This window comes from Pseudomonas sp. Nvir (assembly GCF_963778085.1).
In the GTDB taxonomy this organism is placed as follows: domain Bacteria; phylum Pseudomonadota; class Gammaproteobacteria; order Pseudomonadales; family Pseudomonadaceae; genus Aquipseudomonas; species Aquipseudomonas juntendi.
On sequence record NZ_OY970405.1, the window covers coordinates 5,046,021 to 5,070,253 of the forward strand.

The window sequence follows — 24,233 nt, forward strand, 5'->3', positions numbered from 1 at the left end:
GATGGGGATGCCCCGACGGATTTCAAGCCTTTTCATTGATCGAGGGTTGCGCCGCGCTCGGCGCCTTGCTGACCACCACCATGGCGGGGCGCAGCAGGCGGCCGTTGAGCAGGTAACCCTTCTGGAACACGTTCAACACGCTGTTAGGCTCTACGTCAGCGCTTTCCTGCATGGCCATGGCCTGGTGGTGCTCAGGGTTGAACGGCTGGCCATGCGGGTCGACCGCTTCGAGGTTGTAGCGCTTGAGGGTGTCCTGGAACATTTTCAGGGTCAGCTCCACGCCTTCGCGGATCTGCTTGACGTTTTCATCCTCGGCGCTGGAGTGGGCCAGGGCCAGTTCCAGGCTGTCGATCACCGGCAGCAGGTCGCTGGAGAACTTCTCCAGGGCGAACTTGTGGGCTTTCTCGACATCCTGCTCAGCGCGGCGGCGCACGTTCTGCAAGTCGGCCACGGCGCGCAGCGATTGGTCCTTGGCGGCGGCCAGCTGTTCCTCGAGTTCCAGAACACGGGCATCCGCAGTGGCTTGGGCACCGGTTTCTTCAACATTAAGGTCTTTTTCGTTCAGCTGTTCGTCAGCCATGGGGTCTCTCCTGCGCAATTTTGTGGACTGCGAGCCAGGCTCGCCTTGGTTGTCGGCTATATGGGGCCGGAAAAACCAGCTTCAAGGGGCAAGCGGGTTTTCAGGCACAAACAGAATCCGCCAAGAGGCATTGGCAGGCCTGAAAAAAGTACTGTATAAATAACCAGACCTGACTTTTCGGGAGCCGCCCCCCATGCTGGTGCACCTGTCCATTCACAACTACGCCATCGTCGAACACCTCGACCTCGAAATTGCCCGCGGCATGTCCGTCATCACGGGCGAGACCGGCGCTGGCAAATCGATCATGCTCGACGCCCTCGGCCTGGCCCTGGGCGACCGGGCCGACAGCGGCGTGGTGCGCCCTGGCACCGACAAGGCCGATATCCTGGCCACCTTCGACCTGGTGGACATTCCCGAGGCGCACACCTGGCTGGCCGAGCGCGACATGGACAGCGACGGCCTGTGCATTTTGCGCCGCGTCATCACCGCCGAAGGGCGCAGCCGGGGCTACATCAACGGCACCCCGTGCCCACTCGGCGACCTGAAGGCCCTGGGCGAACTGCTGATCGACATCCACAGCCAGCATGAGCACCAGTCGCTACTGAAAACCGACACCCACCGCCGCCTGCTAGACGAGTACGCCGGCGCTGTCGACCTGGCCCGCCAGGTGCAACTGGCCGCCAAACGCTGGCAGCAAACCCGCCAGGAACTGGAGCGCCTGTCCAACTCCGGTGACGAGCAGCGCGCCCGCCATCAACTGCTCAGCTACCAGCTGGAAGAGCTGGACAACCTTGCCCTCGGCGAGCACGAGCTGGAACAGCTGGAGCAGGAACACAAGAACCTGACCAGCGCCGAAGCCCTGTTCGGTATCTGCCGCCAGGTCATCGACCAGTGCAGCGAAAGCGATTCGGGCAACGTACTCAGCGCCCTCACCGCCAGCCTCAACCGCCTGGGCGCCGCCACCCAGTCGCCCAAGGCGCTGACCGAGGCGGCCAACCTGATCGCCAGCGCGCAGATCCAGGTTGAAGAAGCGGTGGGTGAGCTCAACCGCTTCCTGGACAACTTCGATGCCGACCCGATGCGCCTGCAGGCACTGGAGGAGCGCCTCGACACCATCTATACCCTGGCGCGCAAACACCGTGTGCACCCGACCGAGCTGCCCCACCTGCAGCAGCAACTGATGGAAGAGCTGGAAGGCCTGAACGCCAGCGATGAATCGATTGAACAGCTGGGCGAAGAGCTGGCTGCGTACGCCCAGCACTATAAAGAGCGGGCCAGCGAACTCAGCGCCCTGCGCCGGCAGGCCGCCCAGCAGTTGGCGGTGGCGGTGGAACAGGAAATCCAGCGCCTGGGCATGCCTGGCGGGCGCTTCCGTATCGAGCTGACCCCGCATGAGGGTACGGAGCTCTCGCCGCATGGCCTGGAGCAGATCGAGCTCCTGGTCAGCGCCAACCCGGGGCAACCCCTCAAGGGCCTGGCCAAGGTTGCGTCGGGTGGCGAACTGTCGCGCATCAGCCTGGCGATCCAGGTGATCACGGCACAGACCTCGCGCATTCCCACGCTGGTATTCGACGAAGTGGATGTGGGTATCGGCGGGCCCACCGCAGAAATCGTCGGCCAGTTGCTGCGACGGCTGGGTGAGCGCGGCCAGGTGCTGACCGTGACCCACCTGCCGCAGGTGGCAGCGCAGGGGCACCACCACCTGTTCGTGCACAAGGTGCGCAACAGCGACACCACCCACACCGCCGTGGCCAGCCTGGGCAAGCGCGAGCGCGTGGAAGAAGTCGCACGCATGCTGGGCGGCATCGACCTGACCAAGGAATCCCTGGCGCATGCGCGCAAGATGGTGGTCACCAGCAAGGCTTAATGCCGCCATACAAGCCCGGCGCGCGCCTTGTTAGGAGCGGCCCTTTCGCGACACAAGGCCGCTCCCACAAGGGCCCGCGTCGCCCTCAAAACCTCAAAACCCCAAAAAGCACAAAGGCGACCCGAAGGTCGCCTTTGCTGTCCATAACGATTGAATCGTTACTTCTTCTTACGCACGTACAGGACCAAATTGTGGTCCACCAGCTCGAAACCGTGTTCCTCCACGATTTCACGCTGACGCTTCTCGATGGCGGCATCCATGAACTCGATGACTTCACTGGTATCCACGTCGACCATATGGTCGTGGTGACCGCCATCGGCCAGTTCGAATACCGCATGACCGCCGTCGAAGTTGTGGCGAACCACCAGACCCGCCGCTTCGAACTGGGTCAGTACGCGGTACACGGTAGCCAGGCCAACGTCCTCGCCAGCCTCCATCAGCGCCTTGTAGACATCCTCGGCGCTCATGTGACGCTGCTCGGCAGAGTCGAGCATCTGAAGGATCTTGACTCGAGGCAGGGTTACCTTGAGACCGGCTTTGCGTAATTCGCTATTTTCAACCATGGTCAGCTTTCTCGCCGATGCTGCTTCGCAGCTTCTCTTAATACGGGTATGATCGGGGTTTACGTTGTCCAGCCAAGATAGTGGAAGTCGCCCACCGATGCAAAACACCAAGCTCTTGCTAAACAGCCTCGCCCTCGCGGGACTGCTCGCACTCGCCGGTTGCTCGTTTCCCGGGGTTTACAAAATCGACATCCAGCAGGGCAATGTCGTCACGCAGGACATGATAGACCAATTGCGCCCGGGAATGACCCGACGGCAAGTGCGGTTTATCATGGGCAACCCGCTGATTCAGGACACTTTCAACACCAACCGTTGGGATTACCTGTACAGCCTGCAGCCTGGTGGCGGCCAACGCCAGCAGGAGCGCATGAGCATTTTCTTCAACGACAGCGACCAACTGGTCAGCCTGTCTGGCGACTTTATGCCAGGCGTTAGCCGCGACCAGGAAATTCTGGGTGGCAGCAGCGATACCACGGTCAGCCCCGGCACCGAGCCAGGCCAAACCGAGCAGCCAGCCGCGCAACCGGCGGAGCAACCTGCCAAGCCTGGTTCGACCGAAGAAGCCATCCAGCGCGAAATCGATACCATCGAGACCACCCCGGTGCCTACGCCAGCACCGCTGGAAACCCGGTAATCGAAATGTCTAGTCCTGAAATAGGTTTACACCTGTTCAGGTTGGCCGATAGGCCTCAAAACGCCCGATGCACCGCATCGGGCGTTTTGTTTTTCAGAGCCATATGAGGCCGCTCTGCGTTGTAGATCTGCACCGCCTCATCGACCATCTGCCTTGCTTGCTCCAGGTCTTCAGGACTGCTCAACAGCAGCTCCGTCTTGAGGATTCCGTTGATTCGCTCGGCCAGTGCGTTCTGATAGCAGTCATATCCATCTGTCATCGAGCACTGAACCCCATGCCGCTGATGAAGTGACTGGTATAGCTCCGAGCAATATTGGATGCCTCGATCCGAATGGTGGACTAATGGCTGGCGACGACGTCGCTTTCGTAGTGCTTGCTTGAAGGCTTGCGCTACTGACTCGGCATGCAGGCTTTCATGGACGTGGTGGCCAACAATTTTCCTGGAGTACGCGTCCGTTACCAGGCTCAGGTACAGCGGGCCGTTGCGTGCGGGCAGGTAAGTAATGTCGGCAACCCAGACGTGCTCCGGTCTTATCGGAACGACTTGGCTTGGGCCGGGCTTGAGTAAGTTGGGGTGGCGATAGAAGCGATGAAAGCTCTGTGTTGTCTTGTGATAGGCCCGCTTAGGCAGCACTAGCAAACGGCGCTCTCCCAAGACCTGGAACAGCCTGTCTCGGCCGATTTGGAATCGTTTGTCAGGTTGGCAACGCAGCAGATAGTGCAGTTTGCGGGTGCCCAGACGAGGCTGGCGCATCCGGACTTGCTGAACAAACTCAACCACCCGATCTGCCTGGTGCTCTTTGCCATCAGCAGCTCGGTTGCGTTTGTAGTAAGCCTGTCGACTGATGCTTAGAAACTGACAAGCCCTGGCAATGCTCAGTCCTGCGACTTGACCTTGCGAGAGGACTTGCCGGATCGCTTTTTTACGACCGAGACACCATAGTCATTTTTCAGAACATCAACGACCGTTTCAAAGAACTGAGCCTTCTGGCTCATCAGCTCAAGCTGCTGCTCAAGCTCTTTGATCCGCTGCTCTGGAGTCAGCGTTTTGGGGTCAGACATCGCGCAGCTCCTCTCGTCGCGGATCGAAGCCCCCTGGCTCCAATCCTGCCGACCGTGCTTACGCAACCATACCAGAACCGTCGACCGACCCTGGATGCCATACCGCACCTGGGCCTGTTTGTAGGTCAGTTCGCCTTTTTCGATCTGATCAACCACCGCCAATTTAAAAGACAGTGAGTAATCACGCTGTGTGCGCTTTACACCTTGCTCCATCTGACTCTCCGGAAATTCGGGATGGAAGGTGTAAACCTTATTCAGGACGGGACAAAAGCAACAAAAAAGCCCGGACTTGTTCCGGGCTTTTTGTTGCTGCCTGCCTGATCAGCCGTTCAACTGCTTGGCACGCTGGCAGAACGCATCGACCAGGGTATTCGCCGCCTGGTTGAACAGCGGCCCCAACGTGGCACGTACAATGGGCCCGGCATAGTCGAACGACAGGTCCAGGCTGATCTTGCAGGCCTTCTCGCCCAAAGGCTTGAACACCCACACCCCATGCAATTGGGTAAAGGGGCCTTCCTCCAGGTTCATTTCGATGGACTGCCCGGGCACCAGCACGTTGCGCGTCACAAAGTGCTGGCTCATGCCGCCCTTGGCCACTTCGAGCTTGGCACGCATGTGCGTTTCGCTGCTTTCGATCACCGTCGCGGCCGAGCACCACGGCAGGAACTGCGGGTAGCTGGCCACGTCGTTGACCAGATCGTAGAGCGCCTGGGCGGGGTATGGCAGCAGGGCGGAGCGTTGAATATGGGTAGTCATCCAGGCGTCACTTCCAAGGCTGGGTGGCGGCGCTTCGCAGCGTGCCAAAAACAGATTCTGTCTGCAGGACAGGGCTTGTATTGTCCGGTATTCATTGCGGTGGCTCAAGCACACCGAAATCCCATAGCGAACGACGCACGGTCTTGCCTATAATGCCGGCCCTATGGCTAAACAAAAGAAACATCCGACCGGGACCATCGCGCAAAATAAAAAAGCGCGACACGATTACTTCATCGAACACAAGTTCGAGGCCGGGCTGGTCCTGTCCGGTTGGGAAGTAAAAAGCCTGCGAGCCGGCAAGGCGCACCTCGTGGACAGCTACGTGCTGCTCAAGGACGGTGAGGCCTGGCTGTTCGGCAGCCACATCACCCCGCTGACCACGGCCAGCACCCACGTGATCGCCGACCCGATGCGCACGCGCAAGCTGCTGCTGAACAAGCGCGAACTCGAGCGCCTGGAAGCGGCGGTGGCGCAAAAGGGTTACACCTGCGTGGCGTTGTCGCTGTACTGGAGCAAGCACCTGATCAAGTGCGAAATTGCACTGGGCAAGGGCAAGAAGGAATTCGACAAGCGCGACACCGTGCGCGAACGCGATTCCAACCGCGAGCTGCAGCGGGCGGTGCGCAACAAGGGCAAGGAAGACTAAAACCTTCTTTGTCAGCAGCGCGGTCAGTGTAGGAGCGGCCTTGTGTCGCGATGGGCTGCGAAGCAGCCCCAGCAATCTCGGCTCATTGCCGAAGCCCAGGGGCCGCTTCGCAGCCCATCGCGACACAAGGCCGCTCCTACATTAACCGCACATGCATGAAGAGACCGAGTCAACGCCCGCTACGCCGCTCCGCCCGCGCCACCCGCTGCGCCTCCTCATGCGCCTCTTCCAGCACTTCCTGCACATACAGAATGTGCCGGCTGGACACCTCTCGCGCCTCCTCCGCCCTGCCTTCGACAATCGCCAGGTACAGCTCGCGGTGCTGGCTGATCAGCATGTCGCGGGTCTCGGTCCGCTGCTGGTACATGCCGCCGATGTTGGTCACCACGTTGCGCTTGAGCAGGTCGAACAGGCCACGAATGGTGTGCAACAGCACCGCGTTATGGCTGGCCTCGGCAATTGCCAGGTGGAAGCGCGCATCGGCCGCGCCCTCCTCGGCCCGGGTCACTTCATCGACCCTGGCGTAGCAGTCCTGCAGCGTGTCGAACGCCGCCTTCAGCCGCGCCCGGTCTGGCTCGGTAGCGCGCTGCGCCGCGTAATACGCACAGGACGCCTCCAGCGTATGGCGAAACTCGAGCAGGTCGCGCTGGGCCTCGGGGCTATGTTCCAGCAGCTGCAACAGCGGGTCACTGAAGGTGGACCCCAGCGACTCGGCGACAAAGTTGCCGCCCCCCTGCCGGCTGACCAACAAGCCCTTGGCCACCAGTTTCTGGATCGCCTCACGCAGTGACGGGCGCGACACGCCGAACTGTTCGGCAAGCGCACGCTCGGCGGGCAGCCGCTGCCCCGACGTGAGGGTGCCCTCCAGAATCATCGCTTCTAACCGATCGACGATGTCGTCGGACAGGCGCCGTTGGCGAACCTGATCAAAAACCATCACATGCTCTCCACAAACCCCGGCACACACCCGGGGGGTGCCTATTCTCGCCGATCCAGAGCGCGCGAACACCCACCAGGCCACGATTTTCCCGGCACATCAGCTGCCCGCTCATCGGCACGCGACCAAAGTTTTGCACGGGACAAATTGACACACCCACGACAGCGCTTTTAACCTAGCGACCAGCCATTGTAAATTGGTCTTACCAATTATCCAATGCCAGCGCCTGACCAACAACAATTAGGGGCCACCCCATATGCAAACCTGGCAACAACTCTATAGCCCGCTTGGTAGTCTTGGCCTGTCCGCACTGGCGGCGGTCATTCCCATCGTGTTCTTCTTCCTTGCCCTCGCCGTGTTCCGCCTGAAGGGCCACGTGGCGGGTAGCATTACCCTGGCCTTGTCGGTACTGGTGGCCATATTCGCCTTCCAGATGCCGGTCGACATGGCGCTGGCTGCCGCAGGTTACGGCTTCCTTTACGGCCTTTGGCCAATTGCCTGGATCATCGTTGCCGCGGTGTTCCTGTACAAACTCACGGTCAAGAGCGGCCAGTTCGAAGTGATCCGCAGCTCGGTGCTGTCCATCACCGACGACCAGCGCCTGCAGGTACTGCTGATCGGCTTCTGCTTCGGCGCGTTTCTGGAAGGTGCAGCAGGCTTCGGCGCGCCGGTGGCCATCACCGCCGCACTGCTGGTCGGCCTGGGCTTCAACCCACTGTACGCCGCCGGCCTGTGCCTGATCGCCAACACCGCACCGGTCGCCTTCGGCGCCCTGGGCATCCCGATCATCGTGGCCGGCCAGGTGACCGGTATCGACGCCTTCCACATCGGCGCCATGACCGGCCGCCAGCTGCCGCTGCTGTCGCTGTTCGTGCCGTTCTGGCTGGTGTTCATGATGGACGGCCTGCGCGGCGTGAAAGAAACCTGGCCTGCCGCCCTGGTCGCCGGCCTGAGCTTTGCCGTGACCCAGTACTTCACCTCGAACTTCATCGGCCCCGAGCTGCCAGACATCACCTCGGCCCTGGCCAGCCTGATCTGCCTCACCCTGTTCCTGAAAGTGTGGCAACCCAAGCGCGCGTTCGGCGAAGCCAAGGCCAGCGTGGGTGCTGCCGTGGTGCAGCCAAGCGGCAGCCAGCCAAGCCCTTACAGCTTTGCCGAGATTTTCAAGGCCTGGTCGCCGTTCCTGATCCTGACCGTGCTGGTCACCATCTGGACCCTGAAACCGTTCAAGGCCGCCTTCGCCCCGGGCGGTGCGATGTACAACTTCGTGTTCAACTTCGCCATCCCGCACCTTGACCAACTGGTGATCAAGACCGCACCGATCGTGGCCGCGCCAACCGCCATGCCCGCAGTGTTCAAGCTGGACCCGATCTCCGCCACCGGCACCGCGATCTTCCTCTCGGCACTGATCTCCATGGCGGTGCTGAAAATCAATTTCAAAACTGGTCTTACCACTTTCAAAGAGACCTTCTGGGAGCTGCGCTGGCCCATCCTGTCGATTGGCATGGTGCTGGCCTTCGCCTTCGTCACCAACTACTCGGGCATGTCGTCGACCATGGCCCTGGTGCTGGCCGGCACTGGCGCGGCGTTCCCGTTCTTCTCGCCGTTCCTTGGCTGGCTGGGTGTGTTCCTGACCGGGTCGGACACCTCGTCCAACGCCCTGTTCAGCTCGCTGCAGGCCACCACCGCCCACCAGATCGGGGTCAACGACACCCTGCTGGTAGCGGCCAACACCAGCGGCGGCGTGACCGGCAAGATGATCTCGCCGCAATCGATCGCCGTGGCCTGCGCCGCCACCGGCCTGGTCGGCAAGGAATCCGACCTGTTCCGCTTCACCGTCAAGCACAGCCTGTTCTTTGCCACCATCGTCGGCCTGATCACCCTGATCCAGGCTTACTGGCTGACCGGCATGCTGGTTCATCACTAAAGTGAAAGGGGCCGGGCGCCATCGGGCGCCTGGCATACCCCCCAAGCAACGCTGCGAGAATCCATGATCATTTCTGCCTCTACCGACTATCGCGCCGCGGCCCAACGCAAGCTGCCTCCTTTCCTGTTCCACTATGCCGACGGCGGTGCCTACGCCGAGCACACGCTGCGCCACAACGTCGCCGACCTGGCAAGCATTGCCTTGCGCCAGCGCGTGCTGAAGAACATGTCCGAGCTCAGCCTGCAGACCACGCTGTTCGGCGAAACCCTGAGCATGCCCGTGGCCCTGGCCCCGGTCGGCCTCACCGGCATGTACGCCCGCCGGGGCGAAGTGCAGGCGGCGCGGGCGGCGGCGGCCCATGGCATTCCGTTCACCATGTCTACGGTGTCGGTGTGCCCGATCGAAGAAGTGGCGCCAGCCATCGACCGCCCCATGTGGTTCCAGCTGTACGTGCTCAAGGACCGCGGGTTCATGCGCAATGCCCTGGAGCGGGCCAAGGCGGCCGGGGTCAAGACCCTGGTGTTCACCGTGGACATGCCCGTGCCCGGCGCCCGCTACCGCGACGCCCACTCTGGCATGAGCGGCAAGCACGGCCCGCTGCGCCGCGTGGTGCAAGCCATGACCCACCCCGAGTGGGCCTGGGACGTGGGCGTGATGGGCCGCCCGCACGATTTGGGCAACATCTCCAAGTACCGGGGCAACCCCACTGGCCTGGCCGACTACATCGGCTGGCTGGGCAACAACTTCGACCCGTCCATTTCCTGGAAGGACCTGGAGTGGATCCGCGAGTTCTGGGATGGCCCGATGATCATCAAAGGCATCCTGGATGCCGATGACGCCCGCGACGCGGTCAAGTTCGGTGCCGACGGCATCGTCGTGTCCAACCACGGTGGCCGCCAGCTCGACGGCGTGCTGTCCAGCGCCCGCGCCCTGCCGGCCATTGCCGATGCGGTGAAAGGTGACTTGAAGATTCTCGCCGACTCCGGCATTCGCAGCGGCCTGGATGTGGTACGCATGATCGCCCTGGGTGCCGACACCGTGCTGATTGGCCGCGCCTTCCTCTATGCGCTGGCCGTGCATGGCCAGGCCGGGGTGAAAAACCTGCTGGAGCTGTTCGAGAAGGAAATGCGCGTAGCCATGGTGCTGACCGGCGCCAAGACCATCAGCGAAATCACCCGCGACTCGCTGGTACGCGAACTGGGCGCCTGAGCGCCTGCACCAATGACCGCCTGATAGACCCGGGGCATGTGGCACGCAGAGGCCACAGCCCCGCGAGGAGACTGCATGAGCTTGCCCGCCGCGTTTCTGCGTGATGCCGAGCGCCTGATCCCCGCCGCACGCCGCTTCGACGACCCCACCTCGACCCTGGCCTTCGGCACCGACGCCAGCTTCTACCGGCTGATCCCCAAGCTGGTGGTGCGCGTCGAGTCCGAAGACGAAGTGGTCGGCCTGATCAAGCTGGCCCAACGCGACCGGGTGCCGGTCACCTTCCGCGCCGCCGGCACCAGCCTGTCTGGCCAGGCCATCAGCGACTCGGTGCTGATCGTGCTGGGCGATAACTGGAACGGCCGCGAGATCCGTGGCCAAGGCGAACAGATCCGCCTGCAGCCCGGGGTGATCGGCGCCCAGGCCAACGCCTGGCTGGCCCCGTTCGGGCGCAAGATCGGCCCCGACCCGGCCTCGATCAACGCCTGCAAGATCGGCGGTATCGTCGCCAACAACGCCAGCGGCATGTGCTGCGGCACCGCCCAGAACACCTACCACACCCTGGCCGGCCTGCGCCTGGTGCTGGCAGACGGCACCCGCCTGGACAGCGAAGACCCGGCCAGCGTGGCGGCCTTTGAAGCCAGCCATGCCGAGCTGCTGCAAGCGCTGGCCCGCCTGGGCCGCGAAACCCGCGCCAACACGGCATTGGCCGAGCGCATCCGGCACAAGTACCGGCTGAAGAACACCACCGGCCTGTCGCTGAACGCGCTGGTGGACTACGACCAGCCGCTGGATATTCTGCAGCACTTGCTGGTCGGCTCCGAAGGCACCCTGGGCTTTATCAGCGCTGTTACCTACAACACCGTGCCCGACCACCCGCACAAGGCCAGCGCCCTGCTGGTGTTCCCCAGCGTGGAAAGCTGCTGCCGCGCGGTGCCGGTACTCAAGCGCCAGCCGGTGTCGGCCGTGGAACTGCTCGACCGCCGCAGCCTGCGCTCGGTGCAGGACATGGCCGGCATGCCGCTGTGGGTAAAAGGCCTGTCGGCCAACGCCTGCGCCCTGCTGATCGAGTCACGCGCGGCCAGCCAGAGCCTGCTGCACGAGCAATTGCAGCAGGTAATGGCCTCGATCGCCGACTTCCCGATGGAGCAGCGCGTGGACTTCAGCGAAGACCCGGCGGTGTACAACCAGCTGTGGAAAATCCGCAAAGACACCTTCCCCGCCGTCGGCGCCGTGCGCCAGACCGGCACCACCGTCATCATCGAAGACGTGACCTTCCCGGTCGAGCAACTGGCCGAGGGCGTGAACCGCCTGATCCAGCTGTTCGACAAGCACCGTTATGACGAAGCGATCATTTTCGGCCACGCCCTGGAAGGCAACCTGCACTTCGTGTTCACCCAAGGGTTCAACAGCGCCGAAGAGGTTGCCCGATACCAGGCATTCATGGACGACGTGGCGCAGCTGGTGGCCGTGGAGTTTGGCGGTTCGCTGAAGGCCGAGCACGGCACCGGGCGCAACATGGCACCGTTCGTGGCGCTGGAGTGGGGCCACGACGCCTACCAACTGATGTGGCAGCTCAAGCGCCTGCTCGACCCCAACGGCATCCTCAACCCCGATGTGGTACTGAGTGACGACCCGGCCATCCACCTGAAGAACCTCAAGCCACTGCCCGCCGCCGACGAAATCGTCGACAAGTGCATCGAGTGCGGCTTCTGCGAACCCGTGTGCCCGTCCAAGGGACTGACCCTCAGCCCCCGCCAGCGTATCGTGATGTGGCGGGACATCCAGGCCAAGCAGCGCGCCGGCATCGACACCCGCGAGCTGAGGCGCACCTACCAGTACCAAGGCATCGACACCTGCGCTGCCACCGGCCTGTGCGCCCAGCGCTGCCCGGTGGGCATCAATACCGGCGAGCTGGTGAAAAAACTGCGCAGCCAGGCTGCCGACCACGGCAACACCGCCAACTGGCTGGCCGAGCACTTCCCCACCGCACTGGGCGGCGCCCGCCTGACCCTGACCGCAGCCAACAGCGCGCGCAAGCTGCTCGGCGCCCCACGCCTGGGCCGCCTGAGCGCCACCCTGCGCAAAGCCAGCAACGGCCGCCTGCCGCAGTGGACGCCCGCCATGCCCCAACCGCTGCGCCCGGTCGCCTTCGGCCACACCAGCAACGACGCCCGCCCACGGGTGGTGTACCTGGCGGCTTGCGTGTCCAGGGTAATGGGCCCGGCCTATGCCGACCGCGAGCAAAGCCCGCTGCTGGACAAGACCCGCGCGCTGCTGGAAAAGGCCGGCTACCAGGTCGTGTTCCCCGACAACGCCGACAGCCTGTGCTGCGGCCAGCCGTTCGCGTCCAAGGGTTACCCCGAGCAGGCCGAACACAAGCGCCAGGAGCTGATCAACGCCCTGCTGCACGCCAGCCGCGGCGGCCTTGACCCGATCTACTGCGACACCAGCCCCTGCACCCTGCGCCTGGTACAAGACCTGGGCGACACCCGGCTGGACCTGTACGACCCCGTGCGCTTCATTCGCACGCACCTGCTCGACCGCCTGGAGTTCACCCCCCAGGATGAGCCAGTGGCCGTGCACGTGACCTGCAGCACCCAGCACCTGGGCGAAAGCCAGGCCCTGATCGACCTGGCCCGGCGCTGCAGCAAGCAGGTAGTCATCCCGGAAGGCATTCATTGTTGCGGGTTCGCAGGCGACAAGGGCTTCACCACCCCCGAGCTCAACGCCCACTCGCTGCGCAGCCTGAAGGATGCCGTGCAGTACTGCAGCGAAGGCATTTCCACCAGCCGCACCTGCGAGATCGGCTTGAGCAGCCACAGCGGCATCGACTACCACGGCCTGGTCTACCTGGTGGACCGCGTCACCCGCCCCCGCAGCCTCTGAAGCCTGCGCGATCCATTGTGGGAGATAACGCAGCCCAACGGGCTGCGCTGTCGCGAAGAGAACTCAATCCGTAAGCGCGACGCGCCCTGTGTGGGAGCGGGCGTGCCCGCGAAGAATCCAGCGCGGTGCCTGGCACCGGCTACGCCGGTGTTCGCGGGCAAGCCCCCCTCTCGCAAACAACCCCACCCCCGCGGCACGAACAAGATTGAACCCTTGCAAAACTACCAAGGTCCATCCTTTAGGCCCACCTTCCCGAGGCCCCAGAGGAGACTCCCATGAAAGGTACCGCGCTTTCGGCCCTGTTCGCGGCCGCTACCCTGCTGGCTTCGCCGGTGTTCGCTGCTGACGACCTGTGCGCCATCAACCTGCAAAAAATCGACGACAGCATGGCCACCGCCGGCGCCACCTCCGAGGGCCTGGACAAAGCCGTGACCGAGCACGTCGACAAAGCCAAGGCTGCCCAGGCCTCGGGCGACACCAAGGAATGCATCGCCATCACCAGCAAAGTGCTGGAGCGCCTGGAAAAAACCGAGAAAGGCAGCGGTTCGGGCAGCGGCGGCGCCTAAGCCCTGGGCGGGCGACAGGACCAGCTGTCGACGTCGCCCGCACAATGGCGTATACTCCGGCTCACGTGCCGTAAGGTGCGTTAGCCAAGAGCTAGTGTAGGGGCCGATTAGGATTCGACGCCGGTAGCGAAACTCTAGGTGCATGCCGAGTTGGTAACAGAACTCGTAAATCCACTGTTGCAACTTCTATAGTTGCCAATGACGAAACCTTCGGCGCGGAGTACAAGCTGGCTGCGTAAGCAGTCCTCTTGACCCGTTGCTTCTGGTAGCTTCGGCTCCAGCAATCACTAGGGGATGCCTGTAAACCCGAACTGATTGTCATATAGAACAGGATCGTCGCGTAGCACGTTGTGGGCGAAGCGACTAAAACTTACACAACTCATCCAAAGCACCCTGCCCGTCGGGCGGCTGCGGATTAAATCAGTAGACACGGCTAAGCATGTAGTACCGACAGCGGAGTACTGGCGGACGGGGGTTCAAATCCCCCCGGCTCCACCAAATAATCCTTACAAATCAGGCACTTGGCGAATCTCGCAAGTGCCTTTTTTGTGCCCAAATGGGCTGTTTTGGCTCAGGAATGCCAGCTTAATGACAGCCTGGGGATGCGATGAGACTCGTCCGATGGACGCCTGGGACAGAATTCGAACGGATCGAAAATGGGGAAATCGAAAGGCAAGGCCGGCAAGAACGCCACGAAAAAGATCTCCGAACGCTTCTCGATTTCCACAAAGCGTGGGAACGGTCAGATCAGAATTGAATATGTCATTGAAGAGTGCGGGAAGGTGCTGACGTACAGCATGGCATACATCAATCCCAGGGTTTATTCTGGAGACAACGGCAGAGTCGTGGGATACGACAACGCTCATGGCTACGACCACCGTCACTACATGGGGGAGGTTGAGCCGGTCACGTTTGTCTCAATCGAAGACACCTTGGCCAAATTTCAGGCAGACTGGCAGCAGTATCTTGAAGAGAGGAAATCCAAATGACCAAGACTTTTCAGGTCGAGACCGAGGATGATTTCTTCGATCGTATGCGTTCCCTGGCCAAAAAAGTTGATAGGCAAGAGTTTTTTGGTGAATACGAGAATTCAAGCTTCGAAGACCGGGATGAGATGAGTCACGCAGTGGCCAAGGCCTGTGCGGAAGCTATACCTACCGCTGAGGCCAAGGTCACCAAAAAGCTGGGTAGCTCCGGCCTGAGAGTCATGACAGGTAGGTTAGTACGTCGATTTGGTGGAGCTCTGACGACTCAGGCTGTAGCGACCGGGGCAGATGACGGATCTGTTTACGTCGTAACCTCAAAAAAAGGCCACTCCAGCAAAATCGTCATCAAAAGACATTCGAAGTAAACCTCCACTCGATCAGTTCACCTGCAGGCGGCGATTGCTGCGACCAGCTCGCGCTCATAGCCGATATGCTGCCTCCTTTCAGCCAGCAACGCCCGAACTTTCAGCTCCAGGCTGTCGGTCTTTCGCAGGCTGGAAGCTGCCCATGGCGGCACTGGCACCTCCGGTGCCCGGCACGGCACCTGCACTGGCACCTCAACGCGAACGTAATGGGCCTCTGGCGCTACCTTACCTGCGCAAGCGGCGAGCAGAGCTATGCCTGCGAGCAACCCCACCCCTCGCAGGAATTGGTCAGCGAAGTTCATAGGCCAAGCTCCTTGTCGATGATCGAGGCGGCAGCCGCACATTGGTCGCCCCCGGTGCGCTCCTGCTGCAGGCGGTTCGCCGCGGCGTAGTCGATGCCTGCGCTGGTTTTCGCCTTACTCACCGCCTGCTCTGCCCTGGAATGGCGCTCATTCGCCGCCAAGGTCAGCTCGCCCAGGGCCCTGCCCTGCTCTTGCGCCAGGCCTTCCAGGTTGTCGCGCGCCGCTGTGCACGCTGCGACCCGGTCCTGCTCCTCGTCGAGAGCCGGCCGGAAATGGCTAGTGGCTAGCCAGACGCCCACTGCCACGCCGAGCAGGATCATCAGGCCGGCGCCGGCAAGCCGCATCACCCAGTCGTTCACATTGCCTCCAGGAACAGATCCCGCTCAGCAGCCCGCCGGCGGACCAGACCGTCCAGCACCTGCCCGCCTGCCTTGTTCCAGCGCGGAAACTGATCGGCAGCAGCTGCGTAGTTGCCCGCATTCAGCAGCCGGCGGAGCGTGGACGATTCAAGATTGGCAGCGCCCAGGTTGTAGGTGAAGCTCATCAGTGCGTCCCACTGGTTTTGGTTCAGCGGCGCCGTGACCAGGCGCTGCACTTCCGGCTCGAAACGCTGCACGTCGTTCAGCAGCATGCGTTCGGCCTGTTCCTTGGTGATCGTCATCCCCGGTTTCACGCCACGGGTGGTGCCATAGCCGATGGTCCAGACGCCGACAGAATCCTGATAGGCCTGCAGGCGCAGGCCCTCGAATGACTTGATGAGGCTCAAGCCACGTTGCGATGTGCGCATGGGTTTTCTCCAGGCGAAAAAAAGCCCGCGCTGGGCGGGCATTGGGTGGTTGCGAACGCCGTCAGGCAGCAGACGCCTCAGGCTCTGGTGCTGGCTCTGCCGGATCTTTTGCGCTGATGGAGACTTTGGCGGTGTAGTCCTTCAGCACCTGGGCGACACAGACCTGGGCGGCCGGGAACTGGCTCAAAATCTCGCGGGCTCGGGCGTCGGCCTCCTCCTGGGTGGCGTAGCGAGTTTTGTTGGCAACTTCGTAGTCATTGCTCAGGTTGATGGCGACAAATGGCATGGGTAAATCTCCAGGCAAAAGAAGCCCGCTCGATGGCGGGCATTGGGTAGTTGGCTTGGATTCAAGCCTTGGGGTGTTGCTGCTTGATCTGCTGCAGGGTCGAGAAGAACGGCTCAGCCTTGGGCATATGCCCTTGATTCATCGCGTGCCACAGCATGTCCAGTTGCTCCTCCACCGGCGGGTACTCGGCCGCACGGCGCTTGGTGTGGTCGCTCTTATGCTGAATTTTCAACGGTGAACTCCTGATCGCGGTATGGCCAAAGGGTGACCGTGACGGTGTAGATACCCGGCGCCGAAAATCCCAGCTCGATGTCACTGCCGTCAGCGGTGTAGGTTTCGCTCTCGATGTTGACGGCGGCACCTTCGTGCACCCCCTTCAACCAGAGCCCTTGGAGAACCGCCCCCATCTGGGGACGCTCCTTGAGCATTTGCCCCATCACGAAGTGATCGGCCGGCCTTGCCGGTGTGGCCACCTGGATGAAAGGCCGGTCGGTGTTGAGTCTGATGATCTGCTTCCCGTACTCGGGCGGGCAGCTGACGGCAAATACGATCCGGCCGTCAGGCTCATAGGCTGCGAAGTGTCCAGTGTTGCTCATCGTTTGGTTCCCATCGCAAAGAGGTTATGATTTTTCACGCCGACCCCCGTGTTCTCCCCCCACCACTTCACAGTGACGACGAAAAAACCCGGGCCAACGCCGATTGATCCCATCAGGTTAGGGAAACCATCCGCCCAGTCGCCGCCACCTTCCGCGATCACCAAGCCGTTGATATCCATCTGGAATTGGTACTTACGGATACCACTGCCAAACCCTTGGTAGCAGCTGTACTGGGCCGTGATGAAACCGCCCTCGTCCATCTGAACGCCGACAGCGACTAGGTTTTGCCATTGGCCTACCCCCGCACCCAGCACATTCCCGGGGCTGCTTGCCGATACCGGCACGGTGACGGCGTTCCCACGAATACGCAGCGTGTCGATTTCCGCCACACCGATCTTCGCGGACGTAATTGCACCATTGGCGATCTTGGCGTTGATGATGCTGCCATCACGAATGAAGGCATCATTCATGAACACCTGGCCGCCTTGAATCGCAAACGGGCTGACGTAACCATTGCCGGCGGCGTTGATTACCGCGAACTGGTCCGCCAAGACGGCCACGACCGACTGCAGAACACCATTCTGGTTCTGAATGCCTACTCCAATCCCACCGAGCGCATAAACTCCGCTTTGCGTAACTGCAACCTTGATCGAGAACTGAGCGTTGACCCGATTATTCAATCCGGTCTGCGCGGTACTGATCTGCTGTACCGAAGCATTGGTGGCCCCCAAAGACGATTGGGTGCTCTGAATTTGCTGACTGAGTGCTCCATCAGCATCGCTTCGGGCCTTGGCTTCGTTCTGAATCGCGGCGTTGGCATCTCCGACAGAGGACAGCAGCCCATTTATCCTCTGTGTTTCAGCCGCCAGCTTGTCGCCCTGCTGGGATACGTTGACACTGAGCGAATCAAACGCCCTACCCGAAGCAGCCACCGACCGCCGACCGGCTGCGATGTAGGCAATGTCCACCTCGCCATTGGCATCACCTGAGTTGTACATGTCCAGGCGGATGGCCCAGATCTTCTTCCCGTTCCAGCCTGCGTGGCCGGAAAGGTCGAACTCAATGTCCTGCCAGTCCCCGTTAGAGGTGCTGATAGGCCAGTTGAACCGCCGGGCCTCGGCAAGGCCTCCATCCTCATTGGCCCAGTACATAGCCGCACTGGTCCGGCCGGTGTTGCGCCGGCGCAGCCTTATGCGGATCAGCGGGTTCTCGGCGCCATCTATGACCGGGAATGTGCTGGTTACCTGAATGGTCGTGTACTTGGCGACAGTCGCGTACTGAGGGCCAGCAGTGAGTGTTGCGCCGGGTGTATTGGCCTTCCAGCCCTCTAATGAGTTTGTAAACTCCCAGGTCTGACCAGCCACGAATGGCAGAGCGGTGCCTATCTTCGCTTCCAGGTTGGTGATGCTCGTGGATTGCGCAGTCAGTCCGCTTTCAGTAGCAGCGACGCGGCCAGCCACGCTGTTCAGCGCTGCGGTCGACGCCTTGCTGGCCAGGCCAGTGGAACCGTTGTCAACGCTGTTCTCCAGACTGGTCGTTCTGGCGGACACAGAGTTGATGTCTTTACCCTGCTGGCTCACGCTTGAAGTCAGGCCGTCGACGGCCGTAGATACGGCGCCGATGGCATTGCTGTCTACCTGCCCACTGTCCCGCCATCCGCTAGCCCTTGCCCCGACCTCAAGCTGCGGCCTGGCAAATTCTACATAGCCTGCTGTCACAGCCCCTGTGGCGCTGTAGATGCGGTAATACAAGATGCACCCTGCCGCATTGGACGGAGATACAGCGGTGTACTGCACGCGCTGTGCGCTCGGGCTGATCTGCACAAGCGGCGAAGCAGGTGCACTGATGACCAACCCTGCCGCATCCACCCACTGCATAAAGATCCTGAGCGACAGACCACTGGTGCCTCTGACGAAAATAGACGTGGTCAGCGTTTGGCTCGGACCTACATTGGGCCTGCGGGGGGTACCTGTCACGTTCGGGCGCAGCGATCGGTAACCCGACGAGGTGGTGAACCCTCCAGTGGCAACCATGCGCAAGGCTTTCTCACCGGAGTTTATCCAAGAGGTTACCAAGGTATCCGTTGTTGACACCGGGCCTTCGGTTTCCCAGCCATCGACGCCCCCAGCGGAACCCCCGGCCTTGGTGAAAGCCGGGTTGTAGAGCAGGTTCTCGCCGCCGATATCGCCAATGCTGTTATCCAACTGAGTTAGCTGGTTAGAGGCGCTGCTCAGGCCTGATTCTGTTAGGCCTACCCGCCCAGCAAGGGCAGACGTGGCAGCGGCATTGGCGGTGATATCAGCCGCGTTGAGCCGGCCATTGTCCCGCCAGCCAGTCATCGCGTTTCCAAGTTCGAGCTGCAGTCGATCCCATTCACACCACCCCGTTGTGCTGGCTCCGTTTAACGGCCCCCGAATGCGATAGATGATTCGTACCGACGCGGCACCCGCAGGCGCAGGTGCCGAGGTACGGCTGAATCTCTGCCAAGCCTCGGGCGCAATGGAAGCGTTCTGCGAGCTAGCCCCATCCGTGCTGATGTTTGCTCCACTGGCATCACGCCACTGGAAGAACAGCTGCGCGATCAGCCCACTGGTTGCCCGGAAATGTCCGGATAGCGTCAGAACCTGGCCCTCTGAGACACCTGGCCACTTGGGTGTGTCCTGCACCAGGTCGACATAGCTCCCAGCGTTCGGGATGGTCAGGCCAAGACGCAGCGCCTTTCCTGACGGATCAAGCGTGGACGGCACAAAGTTCGACGTGAGCGTCGAGCCGGAATTGCCCAGCGTCCATCCATCGGGCAACCAAGCCGTGGTCGGACTGACTACGTCCAGCGACGGGTTGTACAGCAGATTCTCTCCGCCTGCCTGAGCCAGCGACGTATTGATGCCTGTGATGGCCTCGCCGGCGGCAGTGATCGCCGCCCCTTGCTGCTCCACCTTGTTGCCTAATGTCTGAACTGTCGAGGCATCGGCCTTGGTTTCCACCTTGCTCAGAGCACTGGCAGCCGCCGCCGCCGCATCGCTGGCCACCTTGTCAGTGACGGCCACCCATGCGGTGCCTGACCAGCGCTTCGGCGTGTTGGCGTTCCCAGTGGTGTCGATCCAAAGGTTCTGAGCTAGGCGCTTGTCAGCAGCAGGTGCGGCAGACCCGTAAATAACCTCCCCTTTAGCGCCCGCCGCTGTAGCAGCCGCCTGGGCGGCCTGTTGGGCAGCAGTGACATTGGTGTTGGTGGCCGTAAGCCCCCCCTGCAGGCTTATGATCGACTGACCTTGGGTGGCCAGCTTACCTTCGGCCTCAGTCACTGCGTTACTCAGGCTGGATACAGCCTCCGCCGACGCGGACGCAGAACGTCTGCCCACAGCGATGTAAGCAACATCAATCTCACCACTCGTATCCGCAGCGTTCATCATGTCCAAGCGGATGGCATACATGCTCTTGCCGGCCCATCCGGCCTGGCCGGACAGGTCCAACTCAATGTCTTGCCAGTCAGTGGTGATAACGCTGATCGTCCAATCCAGGCGGCGAGCCTCCGCCAAGCCGCCGTCTTCGTTGGCCCAGTACAGCCGTGCCGCAGTACGCGTGGTGTTGCGACGACGCAGGCGGATGCGCAGGTAGGGGTTCTCCGCACCTGGTAGCACAGGTGTGAAGCTGCACTGCAGGCTTTGAGACTTGGCCATGGTGGCGAACAGCGGGCCGGCGATGAACGTAGAGCCGGAAGCTGTAGCCACCCATCCACGGGTAGAGCCGGTGAATTCCCATGACCTGCCCGCCACGAATGGTTGGGTCGCCCCCACGCTGTTCTTGAGCTGGGTGATATCACTGCTCTGGCTGGTTAGAACGCCTTCGGCACTGTCCACCCGGTTACCAATCGACTGCACAGCCGAGGCGTCAGCCTTCTTGCTCACACTATCGGTCAGCGAAGTCAGGGCCTGACTCTGCGACGAAAGCTGTTGATCCTGCGCTTTGTCCTTGTCTTCGGTAGCCGCCACCCGGGTGGTGACCTGCTGCAGCGCCTGCGAGCTGGCCTTGCCGTCGATGCTGGTCTGCATGCCGTCCATGCGGGTGGCTTGCGACGTGAGCTTGCCCTCGGCATCGCTGACCCGGGTGGTCAGGCTGCTGACTACCGTGGCGTCGGCCTTAGTCTGGGCCAAGGCCAATGCGCCGGCGGCAGCTGCGGCAGCATCGGTTGCAACCTTGTCAGTAACAGCGACCCAGGCGGTGCCACTCCACCTCTTCGGCGTGTTGGCATTGCTGGTGGTGTCGATCCAAAGGTTCTGAGCCAGACGGTCGGCGACGGCAGGCGCAGCCGACTGAACAATGACCTTGCCCTTCCCGCCCGCCAGCGTGGCCGCATCCTGCGCAGCCTGCTGGGCAGCCGACACGTTGCCGTTGGTGGTGGTAAGGCTCGACTGCAGGCCCGAGATCTGCTGGGCCTGGGCTGAGGTGGCGCCCTCCAGGGTTTCGACTTTGGTTTCCATGGTCTGGACGCGCGCGGCCATGCCGTTGGCAGTCACCACCGCCTGGCCAACATCGGTCCAGTAGGTGGCGTTCGGCGGTGGCGTGTTCAGCGGTACCGCTTTAAGGGCCTGGTACAACTTGCCATCACTGCCCAGGGCGCTTTGCCCGACGCTGTAGGCCTTGTCTTTCCGGTACGGCAACGAGCCGGCCAAGGCCGAGACGTTGGCGATCTGCTGCTGCAGGTCGGCCTTGGCAGCCGACACATCACCGCTCACAGCAGTGATCTGCTGCTGCAAGTTGCCTTTGGTGGTGTTGAGGGCGTTGTTCACCTCGCTGATCTGCTGGGCCAGTTCGGTCTTGGCCGTCCCTATCCGATCGTTCACCGACCCAGGGCCGTTCATGTCTATCAGGTCGATGCGACTGGTGAGCTGTTTACCCAGTTCGCTTTCGGTGATCTGGCCTGCAATGACGTCCAGCATCTGGGTTGGATCGCTGGATGTCGCAGCAGGCACGAACAGGAAATCACTTTTTCCATACGCGTTCGCGGCCCGCACGTAGTAGAAGTACTCCCGGGCGAATGCCAGCCCAGTGTGGGTAAAGGTCAGGCCCTGTCCCAAGTACACAGCGTCCGCAATAGGCGCCGAAGGGTTGGTGGCATAGAAGTACTCATAGGTGCCGCCATTAAGGCTGTTTTGCAGATTGGCCGGTACCAGCGTGATGGTATCGACCGACGCAAACACAGCACAGCTCTCCGGAACGGGAGGGCCACCCACGTTAACGCTGATGCTTGCCTCGCCAGATCGGGTGCCAGGGCCAAAGGCAACAACACTCATGGCGTAAACGCCAGAGGTGAGGCCATTGATGTTGCAACCCGAGGCTTCACCGCCAATCTTGAGGGACTGTACAACCTCGGTGCCCTTACGAATCGTCACGGTGTAGCTGAGCACGGTCTGTATCGGTGGCGTCCAGCTCAGCACGCCTTGGACTACCTCGGCCACACCGCTGGGGGTCCACGCCAAGCCAGTGACTGCAGCCAGGCCGCCAACCGGCAGGCTGATGAACCCTAAAGGGTCATAGGGTTGGCCCACAGCATCATCAAAAATCGCTGGCTCATAGGGCTTGAGGGTGACTTTGCAGGCATCGGCGGCGCCCATGGTCCAATCGGTGACTATGAACTCGCCCAGGATATTCAGCGACGGCAGATCGACTTTAACTGCACGCCCCGGGCGGCAATTGTAACCATTGAAGTTCAGCGGCACGGCCAAAGAGCCACCCGAGCGCCGCCGCCGAAGGCTGATGTTAGCGAGCCGCTGAGCCAGGTAGGCGTCCGTCACGTAGGCAAACGACTGCGACTCAGCGAGCTCGCCACCATCGCTAGCGATCCAGTCCTGAATTGCGACCTCTGGATAGTCGGTCTCTGCCCAGGCCTGCGCGGGATCAACAAACGTCCCACGCATGGTGTTGATGGCGTCGCTGTTGCTGACCTCGGTCGTGCCCTCAACGGTGCCGATGACCATGTCTTCGTTGATGGTGAAGTCAGCCGGGCCATAGTAGGCGCCCACCTGAAGCGACCAACGGCCGCCAACGCGGATCAGTGTCCCGGCGCAGGCCGACAAAAGGTTATCCAGAACGGTATTTCGCTTTTCATCGGCACCAATGACCGCGCCGGCGAAATACCTGCGGGTGCCCGTGTTATCTGGCCCGATAACAGTTTCATCGCATACGTTTGCCGCACTGGCAAAAGATTCAAAGATGATCTCGTCATCAGGAATCGCGCAGCGGTTGCGCAGGTACCAGAGAATCAGCAGCGCTGTGTTGGCCGAGTATCCCAAGGCGCCGTTGCGCGGGTCATACACATCACTGCGCCCGCGGACCACGAAGCGCACATCAGGAATGCCGGATGGAAATTTCTCTGCGTCATACTTGAACGACAGGCGAACAAACGATAGGCCGCGGCCGATCTGCTCTTGGCGCCAGTCTGGGCAGTTGGCCAGGAGGAACGCGTTTGCCTGGGCCGGGTCGATGATCACCTCAGAAGTGGCATTCTCCCCCAACTCAGACAGGGGTCGCTCATCCACGTAGATCTCATCGACACCCGCAATGGCGCCTTCGGACAGTACGTAGACAATATGCAGCCACTCACCACTGGTCTGATCACCAGGCTGTTCCTGAACCCAGGCGAGCACACCCCCAGTGCTGACACGGCCGAGAATGAAGCGCACCGGAGCCTTGGACGATCGAACGGTCTGTGAGCTTGGCTCGGAGCTATTGGCGCCTGATACCTTGGCTGCGCCAGTGAGGCCGGCGAAGATGCCCTGTACGCCGCCGAACACGTCCTTGATCGCGCCAACGGGATCGTACAACGCTTTGATTGGAGCCGTTACCAGCTTGGCAACCGACTTGATAGATTTGCTCACTATTCAACTCTCCATGCCGCCAGTGGGTTGCAGTCCACGCTGGCCGCGCCTATGTCGGTTGCCGCCCAATAGCGATCTGACCAATACACCGCCACGCATTTGCCCTGCTCGTTCTCAAAAGCGACGATGTCGCCGCGCTGCACGAACTCAACGGGCACCCGCATGAAGTGAGCATCCAGTACGGCCTCAAGCGAGCCATGACGCGCTGCAATGACGCGCTTGGCGCCGATCTCCGTCTTGTATCGCCCGCGGTACTCCTTCGCCGGATCAACGCCGCAAATAGCCATTGAGCAGTCCGACACGAACAGGCAGCAGTCAAATTCGCCCCATAAAAAAGGCCGCTCGGAAGCGGCCTGAATGGTTTCGTGTAGCCTCGCGGGCCATTCTCGATAGCGCATGACAT

The 24,233-nt window shown here is 61.6% G+C and carries 22 protein-coding genes and 1 other RNA gene; 10 read left to right on the forward strand and 13 right to left on the reverse strand.

Annotated elements, in window-relative coordinates; genetic code table 11:
- Positions 1–22: 22 nt before the first annotated feature.
- Entirely contained in the window at positions 23–580 is a 558-nt protein-coding gene (gene grpE / locus AACG97_RS24185) for a nucleotide exchange factor GrpE (RefSeq protein ID WP_009685333.1), read from the reverse strand.
- Between the two features lie 193 nt (positions 581–773).
- On the opposite strand from grpE, the gene recN reads away from it, so the two are divergent.
- Positions 774–2,447: a DNA repair protein RecN gene (recN, locus tag AACG97_RS24190; RefSeq protein ID WP_054912826.1), complete on the forward strand. Its 1,674-nt coding sequence runs from the start codon at positions 774–776 to the stop codon at positions 2,445–2,447.
- 158 nt (positions 2,448–2,605) lie between these two features.
- On the opposite strand, the gene fur is transcribed toward recN, so the two are convergent.
- Positions 2,606–3,010 (reverse strand): ferric iron uptake transcriptional regulator, encoded by a 405-nt coding sequence (gene fur / locus AACG97_RS24195; protein ID WP_009685331.1) that lies wholly within the window; start codon positions 3,008–3,010, stop codon positions 2,606–2,608.
- Positions 3,011–3,107: 97 nt separating this feature from the next.
- On the opposite strand from fur, the gene AACG97_RS24200 reads away from it, so the two are divergent.
- Positions 3,108–3,644, forward strand: a complete 537-nt coding sequence (locus AACG97_RS24200) for an outer membrane protein assembly factor BamE (RefSeq protein WP_197885921.1) — start codon at positions 3,108–3,110, stop codon at positions 3,642–3,644.
- Positions 3,645–3,699: 55 nt separating this feature from the next.
- Here the strand turns inward: AACG97_RS24200 and AACG97_RS24205 are convergent.
- Positions 3,700–4,919 (reverse strand): IS3 family transposase gene (locus AACG97_RS24205; protein WP_125855774.1). Its coding sequence is split into 2 segments (ribosomal slippage): positions 3,700–4,571 and positions 4,571–4,919, totalling 1,221 coding nucleotides; the frame shifts between segments, so codons are not numbered across the junction.
- 108 nt (positions 4,920–5,027) lie between these two features.
- A complete protein-coding gene (locus AACG97_RS24210) occupies positions 5,028–5,462 on the reverse strand; it encodes a type II toxin-antitoxin system RatA family toxin (protein WP_173891115.1) in 435 nt (144 codons plus the stop codon).
- Between the two features lie 163 nt (positions 5,463–5,625).
- Here AACG97_RS24210 and smpB point away from each other — a divergent pair, with 163 nt between their 5' ends.
- The gene (gene smpB, locus AACG97_RS24215) at positions 5,626–6,108 is read left to right on the forward strand and encodes an SsrA-binding protein SmpB (RefSeq protein ID WP_029887491.1); all 483 of its coding nucleotides are present in this window, start codon (positions 5,626–5,628) and stop codon (positions 6,106–6,108) included.
- Positions 6,109–6,277: 169 nt separating this feature from the next.
- On the opposite strand, the gene AACG97_RS24220 is transcribed toward smpB, so the two are convergent.
- Complete coding sequence (locus tag AACG97_RS24220) at positions 6,278–7,045, reverse strand: GntR family transcriptional regulator (RefSeq protein ID WP_054881451.1); 768 nt, start codon at positions 7,043–7,045, stop codon at positions 6,278–6,280.
- 256 nt (positions 7,046–7,301) lie between these two features.
- On the opposite strand from AACG97_RS24220, the gene AACG97_RS24225 reads away from it, so the two are divergent.
- The 7 genes from AACG97_RS24225 to AACG97_RS24255 all read left to right on the forward strand — a co-directional run bounded on the left by AACG97_RS24225 (position 7,302) and on the right by AACG97_RS24255 (position 14,984).
- Entirely contained in the window at positions 7,302–8,972 is a 1,671-nt protein-coding gene (locus AACG97_RS24225; RefSeq protein ID WP_197886496.1) for a lactate permease LctP family transporter, read from the forward strand.
- Between the two features lie 63 nt (positions 8,973–9,035).
- Positions 9,036–10,181 carry an FMN-dependent L-lactate dehydrogenase LldD gene (gene lldD, locus AACG97_RS24230; RefSeq protein WP_232555194.1) on the forward strand — a complete coding sequence of 382 codons (1,146 nt, stop codon included), beginning with the start codon at positions 9,036–9,038 and terminating at the stop codon, positions 10,179–10,181.
- A 75-nt stretch (positions 10,182–10,256) separates the two neighbouring features.
- Entirely contained in the window at positions 10,257–13,067 is a 2,811-nt protein-coding gene (locus tag AACG97_RS24235; RefSeq protein WP_225785915.1) for an FAD-binding and (Fe-S)-binding domain-containing protein, read from the forward strand.
- A gap of 275 nt (positions 13,068–13,342) precedes the next feature.
- Positions 13,343–13,633, forward strand: coding sequence for a hypothetical protein (locus tag AACG97_RS24240; RefSeq protein WP_009685320.1), 291 nt, complete (start codon positions 13,343–13,345; stop codon positions 13,631–13,633).
- 99 nt (positions 13,634–13,732) lie between these two features.
- Positions 13,733–14,131: a transfer-messenger RNA gene (ssrA, locus tag AACG97_RS24245) on the forward strand.
- Between the two features lie 158 nt (positions 14,132–14,289).
- Positions 14,290–14,622 carry a toxin-antitoxin system TumE family protein gene (locus AACG97_RS24250; protein ID WP_029887486.1) on the forward strand — a complete coding sequence of 111 codons (333 nt, stop codon included), beginning with the start codon at positions 14,290–14,292 and terminating at the stop codon, positions 14,620–14,622.
- Complete coding sequence (locus tag AACG97_RS24255) at positions 14,619–14,984, forward strand: hypothetical protein (RefSeq protein ID WP_029887485.1); 366 nt, start codon at positions 14,619–14,621, stop codon at positions 14,982–14,984. Before AACG97_RS24250 ends, AACG97_RS24255 begins: the two co-directional genes overlap by 4 nt.
- Positions 14,985–15,001: 17 nt before the next feature.
- On the opposite strand, the gene AACG97_RS24260 is transcribed toward AACG97_RS24255, so the two are convergent.
- The 8 genes from AACG97_RS24260 to AACG97_RS24295 form a co-directional block, all read right to left on the reverse strand.
- Complete coding sequence (locus AACG97_RS24260) at positions 15,002–15,286, reverse strand: hypothetical protein (RefSeq protein WP_197886499.1); 285 nt, start codon at positions 15,284–15,286, stop codon at positions 15,002–15,004.
- Positions 15,283–15,630: a hypothetical protein gene (locus tag AACG97_RS24265; protein WP_232109557.1), complete on the reverse strand. Its 348-nt coding sequence runs from the start codon at positions 15,628–15,630 to the stop codon at positions 15,283–15,285. Before AACG97_RS24265 ends, AACG97_RS24260 begins: the two co-directional genes overlap by 4 nt.
- Positions 15,631–15,641: 11 nt before the next feature.
- Positions 15,642–16,073, reverse strand: coding sequence for a lysozyme (locus tag AACG97_RS24270; protein WP_197886501.1), 432 nt, complete (start codon positions 16,071–16,073; stop codon positions 15,642–15,644).
- A 61-nt stretch (positions 16,074–16,134) separates the two neighbouring features.
- Positions 16,135–16,359 carry a hypothetical protein gene (locus tag AACG97_RS24275; protein WP_161893267.1) on the reverse strand — a complete coding sequence of 75 codons (225 nt, stop codon included), beginning with the start codon at positions 16,357–16,359 and terminating at the stop codon, positions 16,135–16,137.
- A gap of 61 nt (positions 16,360–16,420) precedes the next feature.
- Positions 16,421–16,591, reverse strand: a complete 171-nt coding sequence (locus AACG97_RS24280) for a hypothetical protein (RefSeq protein WP_009681808.1) — start codon at positions 16,589–16,591, stop codon at positions 16,421–16,423.
- Positions 16,575–16,955 (reverse strand): hypothetical protein, encoded by a 381-nt coding sequence (locus AACG97_RS24285; RefSeq protein ID WP_009681809.1) that lies wholly within the window; start codon positions 16,953–16,955, stop codon positions 16,575–16,577. The genes AACG97_RS24280 and AACG97_RS24285 overlap by 17 nt, the downstream gene beginning before the upstream one ends.
- Positions 16,952–23,830, reverse strand: coding sequence for a phage tail protein (locus AACG97_RS24290; protein WP_338464154.1), 6,879 nt, complete (start codon positions 23,828–23,830; stop codon positions 16,952–16,954). The genes AACG97_RS24285 and AACG97_RS24290 overlap by 4 nt, the downstream gene beginning before the upstream one ends.
- Positions 23,830–24,228 (reverse strand): DUF6950 family protein, encoded by a 399-nt coding sequence (locus AACG97_RS24295; protein ID WP_070086310.1) that lies wholly within the window; start codon positions 24,226–24,228, stop codon positions 23,830–23,832. The genes AACG97_RS24290 and AACG97_RS24295 overlap by 1 nt, the downstream gene beginning before the upstream one ends.
- Positions 24,229–24,233 lie beyond the last annotated feature (5 nt).